Origin of the sequence: Bacillus xiamenensis (assembly GCF_000300535.1) — a bacterium.
In the GTDB taxonomy this organism is placed as follows: domain Bacteria; phylum Bacillota; class Bacilli; order Bacillales; family Bacillaceae; genus Bacillus; species Bacillus xiamenensis.
This window is the reverse complement of the sequence record NZ_AMSH01000036.1, coordinates 23,293-34,567: the sequence shown is the minus strand read 5'-3', so window position 1 is coordinate 34,567 and position 11,275 is coordinate 23,293. Positions and strand designations below refer to the sequence as shown.

Genomic DNA, 11,275 nt, shown 5'->3' with positions numbered 1-11,275 from the left:
CATATATAACTAATAACCTTTTCATTCTATGAATTACTATTACCGTCGCTGAGCTTATTTGACATTCGTGAGCACCGGCACGCAGGACTGACAAAGAATGCGAGGGTTTGTCTACACGCTGAAGGACTGATCTTAGGATCAGTCCTTTTTCGTGAGCAATGAAATCGGCAGTGCATCTTCTGTTTCTGGCGCTGATACTCGGTATCCCCAAGCAAAAACCCCATTCAAATACTCTACATAAAACTGCTCGTCCGTATCTTTGATGTGATAGGTCGTCTTCGTCTGAATGGCCGATGGATCTAATAAATAGGCTTTCGCCATGTCAATTTTCCGCTCCAACACAGCATATTCATTCACAATGCCGAGCTGCTCAGCCTTTCTTGCTTTTTCAGAAAGGGCGGCAATCTCCTGCTTTAATTCGTATTCTGTCATCTCACTATAGCGTTTTTCCATCCGTCATTCCCCTTTGTCTAAAACGTGATCAATTGTATTAAGATCAAAGCCTTTCCGGTAAAGAAACTGCTTCACTTTCATCTTCTTTTCAAATGACCCGTCATATCCTACCTTGCGTTTTGCCTTCTCCAGCATATAGTGGAGGGCTTCTTCTTCCTTTTCCTCTTCTTGTCCATCATAGGCTTCTTGAAGGGCTTTATCAATGATATCAAATGAAAATCCCTTGCGCTGAAGCTGCAGCTTGATGCGCTGCTCAATCTCTTTTGCAGAACGATTTTTCTCTTTCTTTACAAGCTTGAGAACTTGTTTGACAGCTTCCTCTAGCTGCAAATCGTTCGGATATTGCGATAGCGCTTGTTCAATGATGTCATCGTCTATGCCTTTTAGCTTTAATTCTTTTTTTAGGACGGACGGGCCTTTGCTGTTCGTTTTTCGGTGAGTGTTCACATATGCTTCAGCAAATTCAAGATCATTGACATACTTGTAATGCTTTAATTTGTGTATAATTTCACTAATAGCAGGTGCAGGTATGTCTTTTTTCGTCAAATAATCGGTGACTTCCTTCACCGATCTCATGCGATAGGATAAATAATCAACGGCCTGCTGAAATCCTTTTTTCACTGCATCACCGAATTGAATCTCTATGATATCGGCTTCGTCCAGTTCTTTCCCCTTTTTCAAATCGTGTTGGACGAGCACATCTAGATCCACGCTAAACGCGTACTTTTCATCAAGAAAGATGTTCACGCGCTCTGTATTGTTTTTCTGAGCAGAAATTTTCGTAATATACGGCATCCTGTGATCACTCCTTTTTTCAAACAGTCAGGATGTTTCTTCTGATTCAAAATCGTGAAAGATATAGGTATGTATATGAGAGGAGAGATGTCAATTGAATATCGCCATCACCGGAGGAACCGGTTTTATTGGCCAGCACGTCACAAAGGTGCTCGCAGCTGAAGGACATCATCTATATATTTTAACAAGAAATCCGAAGGAATCCGAACAAAATCATTTACATTACGTGCAGTGGCTGACAGATGGTGCGTCCCCTGAACATGAATTGCCCGCCATTGATGTATGGATTAACCTCGCAGGAAAATCCATCTTCACACGCTGGACAGACAAGGCAAAAGAAGGCATTCTCTCCAGCCGTCTACAATCAACGCAGGAAGTAAAGCGCATCATAGAAGCGAAGAAAACGAAACCGTCTGTACTCATTCAGGCAAGCGCTGTCGGTATTTATGGCACTTCGAAGACAGAGGATTTTACGGAGGAATCCCCTCCAGCCGATACAGATTTCTTAAGTCATACGTCCAAGCTTTGGGAAGCTGAAGGTCAAAAAATAGAAGCACTCGGCATTCGCACGGTTTATACACGTTTTGGGGTTGTGTTAGGAGAAAAAGGCACACTCCCTCTTATGACCTTGCCATACAAGCTCTTTGCTGGTGGAACGATTGGCTCTGGCTCGCAATGGGTATCATGGGTTCACGTGGAGGATGTGGCACATCTCATTGCTTATGCCATTCAACATGAACAGATATCAGGTCCACTCAATGTCACGTCTCCAAACCCTGTTCAAATGAAACAGCTTGGACAAACGATTGCTTCTGCCCTTCATCGCCCGCACTGGCTGAAGGTACCATCCTTTGTCATCAAAACTGCACTTGGCGACATGTCATTACTTGTTTTAGAAGGTCAGCGTGCCCTGCCGAAAAAGGCGCTGCTGTCTTCTTATGAATTTTTGCATCCTGAGCTTCAAGAAGCGATTTTGCATTCAGAGGAATAAAAAATGGACAAAACACCCATCCTATGAAGAAATGATATGAGGGGGCTGTTTTGATGAAGAAAAAAGAACACCAACCAACGTCTAAGCTGAAGAAAACCCAGGAAGTCCTGTATCAGCAGGAATTCAAAAAAGCGGAAAGAGCAGCAGAAAAAAGAAACAAATAAAATGGATATTCCTCCTTCACAAGCACATAACTATAGTGATCTTGTAAAGGAGGGAAAGGCTTTGAAAAAAGACCAACAGAAAGAATTCAACCACCAGCTCGCTGCACAGGAGACGGATGGCGAATATGTTGAATTTTCCAAAGAACTTGCAGATCCAAATGACATAAAAGCAATGGCACGTATGAAAGAAGCCGATCAGCGTGCCAAAAAACAATAAGAAAAAAAGCAGACCTTCTCACAGGGTCTGTTTTTCTTTTACTTGATTTCAGTAAGCAGGCTTGATGCTTTCTGACGTGATTTTTCCTCAGGCACTTCATCTGGATAACCGATGTGAAGAATCGCTGCAAAACGCTCGTTTTCGTTTAATCCCATCTCCTGTTGAAATCCTTTATCGTATAAAATACGGCCGCTCTTCCATACCATGCCGATTCCTTGATCCCAAGCAAGCAGCTGGAAGTTTTGAATAAGGGCGCTCACTGCAGCAAAATCATCATTTCTCACGACTGGGTTCTCGTCTTCTTTTAGCACGACAAGTAAAAGAGCTGGTACTTTTGAAAAATAGTCTCTGTATTGATTCAGCTTTTCTTCTTTTGCATCTGGGTTATTGCGTGTAAAGAAAGCAATGAACCGCTCAACAAATACTGCCTTTGCTTCATCAGTCGTTGCATATAAAAAGCGCCATGGCTCAGTGATTTTATGATTTGGTGCATAGACTGCATCTTCTAATAATGGCTGGAGCTGCTCAATGGTCACCGGTGTTTCTTTGAATTTCCGAATCGATCGTCTATATCTGACAGCGTCTCGAACTGTTAACGCCTCTGTTTGTTGTTTGATTTGTGGCATATATGTCATCCTTTCAATCAATTTTAATTGAAATTGATTCTCATTCACATTATAAACATGATGGTGTGTTGTTGCAAATAGAGTCCCTTCCCTGTCAGCTAAAAAGTTGTTTGATTTTTTCAAGTAATGTTACAATCATATTACGTTTTAAACAAATTTTGAGAAAACATCCAAGATGATGAAATGATTTCATGTATTCCCATTTCATTTGATTCGGCCATTTTTTCAAAAGGCTTTCAACCCATGATTGGAAGGGAGGCTTCTGGATGGAATGAAGATCAATATTGGACAAATCATCAAGCTATATCGTTATAAACAAAATATGACCCAATCTGAATTGGCAGAAGGCATTTGTTCTGTCTCTCATTTAAGTAAAATTGAAAATGGCTCAAAGGAGGCCAATCAAGATACGATTAATCTCCTGCTTGAGCGGCTTGGCATCAGCCAAGAAACACTGTCGCAAAAGGCTCGTCACCTGCTGTCATTGCTCGATGAGTTTCAAATGAACATGTATTTCTATGCACTCGATCAGGCTGAACAAAATGCAGAAATGATTATTCATCACGAAGAACAGTTCTTTTCGCTCGATTTGGGGATTCAATATCATTTGTCCTTATTTCAATTTTATTTATTAACTGACAAACAGCCGCTTGCCTTAAAAACGTACCGTGTGCTTAAAAAGTTTGAAAAAACCTTTATTGAAACAGAAAAAGAAATTTTTGAATATCTAGATGGCATCCATCAGATCAAAAATGGTCAGCTGGAAGAAGGGCTGAAAAGACTTGAAAACTGTTTTTCTTATGCTTCTGTTGAACAGAGCGACCTGTATTATCACTATGCAAAAGCACTTGGAACCATGGGGCATCTCGGTGATGCGCTTGAAGCAACACATCAAGCAATGGATTTATATAGACAAAAGAATAATTTCAAGCGGGTCATCCATTGTACACTCATTCATGGCGTGATCTCACTCGAACTAAAAGCCTTTCAAACAGCTAAAAAATATATAAAAGAAGTGATTTTACACACTTCCCTTCACCCTGATGCCTATATTAAAATGACAGCTTATTTTTATTACGGAGTTCTCTTAAAACGTGAAGGCGATTTTTCATCAGCTGTGCCTTATTTACTAGATTCACTCAATTATTTTAATCAAGAGCAGATAGAAGATCGTTACTGTGAAACACTCTATGAAATTGCGACATTGTATGCAGAATATGATCGAAAAAAGGCGCTTCCTTACATACACGAGCTGTTAAAACAGCCTCGTATTCAGCCAAACTGTTTATATATGATTAAAATCTATAAATTGATGATTGAGGAGAATCCTCATGATTTAAAAACGTATTTAGTAGAAGCGGCCATTCCTTACTTTGAACACAATGAGTTGCATAGCGAGTACTTGTTTGCCCTTAGAACCTTGCTATCCTATGCGGCTTCAGAGCTTGATGAGAAAGCCTATAAGTCCTACACAACAAAGCTGCTTGATCACTTGGCATCATTTGTCCCATATTACAAAAAAGCATGACCTTATGCCGATTGAAGGTCATGCTTTTTCTATTGATTAGATGGTCTTTTGTTGATCTGTATCAGGACGGGTGACTTGTTCGACAGAATGAATATACCGTTTTCTCGCAAAATAATCGTACGCATGCTGACCAAAGCCAAGCCAAATGCTGAGTACAATGAATGGGACCGTTCCCCATAGGGCAGGAATGTTACAAGCAATTCGCAGCCAAGTATAAATCCCTGAATTTTTCTGATTTTTAGCTAAGGAAATAGACACGATTCGTTTTTCTGCCTTCTCTTCACTTATTTTATTTAGCCTCAGCAGCTGTGAATGTCTAAATGATTCAAAGTGAATTCTGTTCTTCCAATCGAGTGATTTCAACAGGTCAATCGCTTTTGCACATGTAGGACTTTGTCCATCATAAAACACAAGCAGCCTGAGTGATTTGATGGAACGCTGTTCTCTTTTTTTTGATTCAGCGAGCTTCTTTTTTTCTTGATCGAGATAGATGATTTTTTTCATAGATTGATCGCCAGTCCTTTTCCGTCATTTGTTTTTTTTAGTTCGTTCAAAGGAGATTACAACTAGATTACTATAGTTGATGGGCCTCTTGTATTGGGAAAAAGCCATCCGACGTGCGTTATATGAGCCTTTAGATAAGGGCAAAATTGATGATTTCATGGCATATATGAGGTTTTTCAACTAAAAGTGGTTGGGAAAATCGTGGTGCTTTGCGGTTTTCTGCGGTATTTGATAGAATTCTGCGGTTTTTCTACATCTTTATGCGGTGTTTTTTGTAGGCAAAACGCAAAAACAAGATAAAAAAAGACTACTTCCCATTGCGGTGAAGTAGTCTTTTGGTTTATATTTTTGCCAAAACTTCTACTATTTCTTTCTCAATATCTTTCCATAGGTAACGATCTGTCGTATAGTGGTGTGCGGCTTCTTTCGCAAACACCTGAAAAGCTTCTTCAAAATCAGGTGCATCTTTGTCCGGCTTTTTCTCGTCGACAAAGCGCTGAGCTTCTGCTGAGCGAGGTCCCCATTTCCCCACTTCATTCCCGTCTTGATCAATGATGACGATAATCGGAATCGATCTTGCGGTCCCGTTCGTTAAATACTGATCCATTAGGTCTAGATGCTCATCCCGAATGAAATAGCGCGCATCAATCAGTGCTTCATTTGCGATACGCATGAAAATTGGTACATTAACCATTGCATCCCCGCACCAATCCGCTGTGATCACAAGCGCTCTTAGCTTTTTCTTTTGCAGCCGTTGAAGCAGCTCTTTTTCTTTTTGATGAATTGAGTACTGGTTGTACACCGTGAGTAAGTTTTCACGGTTTTTCTCCATATTGTGTACATATGTACGTTCAGTTAATCCCTTTGTAAACCATCCATTTAATGTCATATGAACATCCCCTTTACTCTTCAACTTTACCACTTTTGCTATTCTTTTGTCTAAAAAAACCTTCACCTAGTGAAAGGTAAAGGTTTTTGATCTTATGGACGCCTGTTTCGATTTGGGTCCATCCCAATCAGCTTGGTGACAAGTACCATTGTGACGGGCAGTGACGTATTCTTTTTATAGGCTAAATATTTTCCGCGCCATTCGGGTTTATATTTCTGTTTAAACGACCGTAAGCCGCTGAAGCTATACATATATCTGACGTTGTTGAAGATGACACTCGCCAAACGCTCTGTGAGGAAGGACTGTTGGAACGTCCCTACATTCGATAACGGCGCCATTCCCATGTTAAAGGACTTATAGCCTTTTTCTTTCGCCCATTGAAACAGGTGGATAAATAGCGCATCCATCATCCCATTCGGCGCATCATGCATATGACGCATTAAGTCGATTGATATCTCTCCTTCTTGATACATCGGCATTAACGACACAAAGGAAATGATTTGACCTTGTTGATCTTTTAAAATGGCAATTGGCGCTTTTTGAAGGTAGTTTTCATCAAAATAACCGAGAGAAAATCCTTTTTCTTTTTTCTTTCCAAGCCAGCTGTCAGATATCTGTTTCAACGTCGTGAGCAATTCATCCGAAAAAGGCGGTTCCAGCATTTCAAAGGTGTAGCCTTCTCGTTCAAACTTATTCGCAACAGCTCGTAAATTTGATTTTTTCTTCCCTGACAAAGAGAATGTTTCTAAATCAATGATGGCTTCTTCCCCAAGCTTAAAGAAGTGAAAGCCTAAATCATGATAAAGAGCCATTCCTTCCCTTTCTACTTGATAAAAAGCGACACGATAGCCCGCTTTCTCTGTCTGCTGCAAAAATTCTTCCAGTACTAGCGGATAAGACGCTTGACGACCGGATGGGTCACCGAGCACAATGACGCAGCGGCCAATACGGCCAAATTGAAGCATCGCCTCGCCATCACTGGAGAAAAACAGCTTTTTGTCTCCTAAAAAACCAAGATGACTGAGGGCATTTCCTCCCTTTTCTTCTAAAAACGTTTTTAATTTTTCTTCCTCTGCTTCTTCTCCAATTGGAAATGCCTTTTTATTAAAAATCAATTTGCTAATGAAAAAGAAAAGCGGTACCCCAATTAAGGCGATCATACTTGTCATCGTGATATGCCGTTCATTATGAACCAAGTAGTCCTTACTTAGGAAATGTCCGATTTTTGTCCAAATGAAGTTCCCAATGACATTATAGTTAAACAAAACGAGTAAATATCCAGCGGCAGCCGCTACAAATTCATACAGGGAATAAGGTGCCTGCTGCTTCACAAATTGATTTCGAAGGGAGAAAAACACCGCCATGATGACCGGCAGGATAAAGATTAAACTCAGGTTAAACCCTTTTAGCAAGGTGAACACAAAACCACCAGCTAGGGCAATCATTGTCAAAATATAAGATCTTTTCGTTCTTTTATACACTTCAATGGACAAAATCATCAAAATGATCCCGAACATTAAAGAAAGACCATTAAATCCTGACAGCAGAAAGTGTGGAATGGTTGTAATCACACCTAAGCGATCAACAGGAAGCACAACGGAAGCCATAATGAGCAAACCGCTTCCAAACGTTAAAATGGATAAAGAGCCGTATAATAAACGAATTAAAAGGGCACGGTGCAAAATAATTAAGACGTTCGTTGTTTCAATCGCAGGTGCCATTCTTGGGTTGCCTTCGAGACGTCTAATCGTCGTGCCGGTTAAATCATATGCGGCAAGACAAAGCCCAAGAATAAACGGGAAAATCGAGTAAACAAAGCGGTACAATACAAGAGCCGTCAGCACCATCTCTTTATCAAAGCCAATGTATTGCATGCTGAGTAAAAAGATAAGATCAAACGATCCAAATCCGCCTGGAACCATACTGATTAAACCGCCGATTGATGCAATCGCAAACACGCCTAATATGATACGGACATCGACGTTCATCCCCATAGAGACGACAGCCATATACATGACAAGGCCAGCTGCCAGCCACTCTAAAAACGATGCACCAATATAAGCGTAAATCGGGTGCTTCAGTCCATTTTCACCGCTCTCAATCGAGCTTTTTCGAATGGAGGCCATGATGATGTAAATGGGCACAATACAGGCAAAAATAATGACAAATGCCCATAGCCATGGCTCCTGGCTAATAATACTTTCAACAGGCAGAACCCTGACCAAGATCAAATCACTGAAAATAGATAAGCCCAGCAGGACAGAGGATGTCAAAAGGGCAATGCCTTTCAGTAGCTTTTTCGTATCTGTGATGTACTCCTTGTATAAAAGCGTTCTGAGCCCTGCTCCTGATAATCCGCCGAACCCAAGTACACTGTTAAAGGAGTTGGCAATCCAAGAAATACGAATCGTTTTCCAGCCACTGATCGGCATATCAAGGCTTCTTCTTAAAATAAAATCATATAAGGACATTGATAGAACAGCGACAAGTCCTAGAAAAACAAGAATAAACAAGTCCATTCGATTCAAGCTATCAATAATATAAAACGTCTTTTTAATGGAAAGGCCGCTCAGCTCCTGCTTGGCGAAAAAAATTAAGACAAGGATGATGACGATGGGAAAGAGCATTTTTAAAATCGTCATACCCGTTTTTTTGTTCCACATGTTTCTCCCAACTTTCTAGGTTGCTTCATTTATTTCAACTGAACATTATTATACAACAAATACCACTTGATTCATGCAGTTTCACATTCAAAAGCTTCATGATACTTTCAATTAGAAGTAAAAATCAGTAATATAAAGAAAAGAGCCGCTTAAAGGAAGTGAACAAGCGTGGAATATAATATTCATGACACCACCGTACTAAAAGAGGAAATTCTATCTCCTGAGGAAAAAAAGACATGGGTGCTTTATATGAAAGTGCTCACTGCCGCAGGACTTGGAGATGTTTCTGAATGGATGAAGCTTGATATGAGTATGCCTCAAATGAAGGTGCTCATGCTGCTTAATAACCATGGCTCCCTTAAAGTGTCCGAAATAGCTGAAAAAATGGGCGCTTCTTTGTCTAATATGACAGGTCTGCTTGATCGATTAGAGCAGTCTAACTTTGTTGAACGAAAGCATTCAGAGCGTGACCGGCGAATGATTGTCGTAGAACTGACAGAGGAAGCGAAAAACATTTTCAGAAGTATTTATCAAAAAGGGCACGAAAAAATTAAAAATTCCCTACAACGGCTCAATGATGAGGAAAAAGCAAAAGTCAATGAAGGTCTAGCCATTTTAGAAAAGGCACTTCGTCCCGAACGTGGCTAAAAGGAAAAAAGAAAAAAAGGAAAAAAGACGGTCACTTGAGATCCGTCTTTTTTATTTCTTCTGTTTCTTGTCGATCTGGGGTGAAAAGATATTTACGAATCACTTCCCTATCATCCCATAAGAGATAGCCTGCACCGATGATGAGGAAAAGGAGGCTGATCCATGTTCCACCAGGCAGAACTTCTTCAAGGAGCTGAAATTTACTCGCATCATCCTCTAGATTCGTATTAAAATAATGTATCTCGAATAAAACATATTTTGCTATATAAAACAAAGTGGCCATGAAAATAAACATGGCGCCGACAATTCTTCTACTAGACATGTTTTCGACTCCTTTCATTCCACTGATTTCTTTTGATTAATTCCGTTATATGGGCAAGGTGATGCTGTGAATGCCAGACGTACATTCCTGTTGCATCATATAAGGACACCGTTTGTTGATCAGCTGGATGGTAATAAACAGCGTTGAAATCTTCCTCTGTCATCTCGCGAAGTAACGTGACCCATCGGCGATGCAGACTGCTGATCAATCCATGCCTTGAGCTGTTCTTTCGTTTGTCGTTCGACCGGTTTATATAAACCAATCGGATATTGTCATGATGTCGTCATACGATGCCCCTCCTTAAAATCCTTCAAGCACAAATTTGCCGAACATTTTCCCTTGCTCAAGCGTTTGATGCGCCTGCTTCAAATTGGCCGCATTGATAGGGCTGAGTACCTTTGTTAACGTATGCTTTAATGTCCCCTCCTCAAATAATGCACTTGCTTCTTTTAAAAGCTCGTGCTGCTTGATCATATCCGCTGTTTCGTACATAGGCCGTGTGAACATGAATTCCCATACAAATGCAGCACTTTTGTTTTTGAGCAATTGAATGTCTAAATGATGTTGATTTTCAACAATGGTACAGATCGTCCCTTGGGGTTTAATCGCTTCTGCCATTCCTTTGAAATGACCATCTGTATCATTTAAGCATAAAATATAATCCACTTCGCCAATCCCTTTTTCCTGAAGCTGCGTTAAGAGTGGCTGATGATGGTCAATGATATGATCAGCACCTAATGAGAGACACCATTCTTTTGTTTCGGGTCTTGATGCGGTAGCGATCACAGTTGCTTTTGCTAATTTGGCCAGCTGAATGGCAATTGAGCCCACCCCGCCTGCACCGCCGATGATCAGCAGTGTCGCGCCTTCTGCATTCCGCTTCATATGCATCCGGTCAAATAACGCTTCATATGCCGTAATCGTTGTAAGAGGCATTGCGGCTGCTTCTGCGAAAGAGAGATTTGCAGGCTTTTTCGCCACAATGCGCTCATCCACAAGCTGGTACTCACTATTTGAGCCTTGACGCGTGATATCTCCTGCGTAATATACGTGGTCACCCGGCTGAAACAGCGTACACGCTTCGCCTACCTCCACCACTGTACCGCTTGCATCATAGCCAAGAATTTTCAGCTCATCTTCCTTCTGCTTCTTCGGTGATCTCACCTTTGTATCAACTGGATTCACCGACACAGCCTCTACCTTCACCAATACATCTCTGCCAGATGCTTGAGGCTTTGCCACCTCATGATCAATCAGGCTTTGCTCATCCTCAATCGGCAAGTACTCAAATAATCCAACTGCTTTCACTCGCTTGCACTCCCTTTCTCCATGCTTCTTTTCCACATTTTATCATAATTTTCTAAAGTTTATGGATTGGTCAGCAAGCGCTGGCACATTTAGGACCTCTTGAAAGCCTTTCGCTCCCTCGCCATGTATGAAGGGCGAGCCTTTTGCAAAGAGAGAACATAAGTGAA

At 40.9% G+C, this 11,275-nt stretch carries 13 protein-coding genes and 1 pseudogene; 5 read left to right on the top strand and 9 right to left on the bottom strand.

The window, feature by feature from the left end; genetic code table 11:
- Positions 1-138: 138 nt before the first annotated feature.
- Both BA1_RS12060 and recX read right to left on the bottom strand, forming a co-directional pair.
- Positions 139-453, bottom strand: a complete 315-nt coding sequence (locus BA1_RS12060) for a YfhH family protein (protein ID WP_008359305.1) — start codon at positions 451-453, stop codon at positions 139-141.
- 3 nt (positions 454-456) lie between these two features.
- Positions 457-1,248: a recombination regulator RecX gene (gene recX, locus BA1_RS12055; RefSeq protein WP_008359304.1), complete on the bottom strand. Its 792-nt coding sequence runs from the start codon at positions 1,246-1,248 to the stop codon at positions 457-459.
- 94 nt (positions 1,249-1,342) lie between these two features.
- Here recX and BA1_RS12050 point away from each other — a divergent pair, with 94 nt between their 5' ends.
- From BA1_RS12050 to BA1_RS12045, 3 genes are all read left to right on the top strand, one after another.
- Positions 1,343-2,239, top strand: coding sequence for a TIGR01777 family oxidoreductase (locus BA1_RS12050; protein WP_008359303.1), 897 nt, complete (start codon positions 1,343-1,345; stop codon positions 2,237-2,239).
- A gap of 53 nt (positions 2,240-2,292) precedes the next feature.
- Positions 2,293-2,403 carry a YfhE family protein gene (locus BA1_RS18740; RefSeq protein WP_017358836.1) on the top strand — a complete coding sequence of 37 codons (111 nt, stop codon included), beginning with the start codon at positions 2,293-2,295 and terminating at the stop codon, positions 2,401-2,403.
- Between the two features lie 61 nt (positions 2,404-2,464).
- Entirely contained in the window at positions 2,465-2,620 is a 156-nt protein-coding gene (locus BA1_RS12045) for a YfhD family protein (RefSeq protein WP_008359302.1), read from the top strand.
- 38 nt (positions 2,621-2,658) lie between these two features.
- Here BA1_RS12045 and BA1_RS12040 read toward each other — a convergent pair whose 3' ends face one another.
- Positions 2,659-3,246 (bottom strand): nitroreductase family protein, encoded by a 588-nt coding sequence (locus BA1_RS12040; RefSeq protein WP_034739279.1) that lies wholly within the window; start codon positions 3,244-3,246, stop codon positions 2,659-2,661.
- Between the two features lie 271 nt (positions 3,247-3,517).
- On the opposite strand from BA1_RS12040, the gene BA1_RS12035 reads away from it, so the two are divergent.
- On the top strand, positions 3,518-4,774 hold the full coding sequence (locus tag BA1_RS12035; RefSeq protein WP_008359300.1) for a transcriptional regulator: 1,257 nt from the start codon (positions 3,518-3,520) through the stop codon (positions 4,772-4,774).
- Positions 4,775-4,810: 36 nt separating this feature from the next.
- Here the strand turns inward: BA1_RS12035 and BA1_RS12030 are convergent, their stop codons facing one another.
- From BA1_RS12030 to mprF, 3 genes are all read right to left on the bottom strand, one after another.
- Entirely contained in the window at positions 4,811-5,278 is a 468-nt protein-coding gene (locus BA1_RS12030; RefSeq protein WP_008359299.1) for a thiol-disulfide oxidoreductase DCC family protein, read from the bottom strand.
- A 340-nt stretch (positions 5,279-5,618) separates the two neighbouring features.
- Entirely contained in the window at positions 5,619-6,167 is a 549-nt protein-coding gene (locus BA1_RS12025) for a thioredoxin family protein (RefSeq protein ID WP_008359296.1), read from the bottom strand.
- 92 nt (positions 6,168-6,259) lie between these two features.
- Entirely contained in the window at positions 6,260-8,830 is a 2,571-nt protein-coding gene (gene mprF / locus BA1_RS12020; protein WP_008359295.1) for a bifunctional lysylphosphatidylglycerol flippase/synthetase MprF, read from the bottom strand.
- Between the two features lie 168 nt (positions 8,831-8,998).
- Between mprF and BA1_RS12015 the strand changes: the two genes are divergently transcribed.
- Entirely contained in the window at positions 8,999-9,478 is a 480-nt protein-coding gene (locus tag BA1_RS12015; RefSeq protein WP_008359293.1) for a MarR family transcriptional regulator, read from the top strand.
- A gap of 31 nt (positions 9,479-9,509) precedes the next feature.
- Here BA1_RS12015 and BA1_RS12010 read toward each other — a convergent pair whose 3' ends face one another.
- The 3 genes and pseudogenes from BA1_RS12010 to BA1_RS12000 form a co-directional block, all read right to left on the bottom strand.
- The gene (locus BA1_RS12010) at positions 9,510-9,800 is read right to left on the bottom strand and encodes a hypothetical protein (protein WP_008359291.1); all 291 of its coding nucleotides are present in this window, start codon (positions 9,798-9,800) and stop codon (positions 9,510-9,512) included.
- Positions 9,793-10,005: pseudogene (locus BA1_RS12005) on the bottom strand (DinB family protein); the annotation flags it as partial. The gene BA1_RS12010 and the pseudogene BA1_RS12005, both read right to left, overlap by 8 nt.
- A gap of 95 nt (positions 10,006-10,100) precedes the next feature.
- Complete coding sequence (locus BA1_RS12000; RefSeq protein WP_008359287.1) at positions 10,101-11,108, bottom strand: zinc-binding alcohol dehydrogenase family protein; 1,008 nt, start codon at positions 11,106-11,108, stop codon at positions 10,101-10,103.
- Between the last annotated feature and the right edge of the window lie 167 nt (positions 11,109-11,275).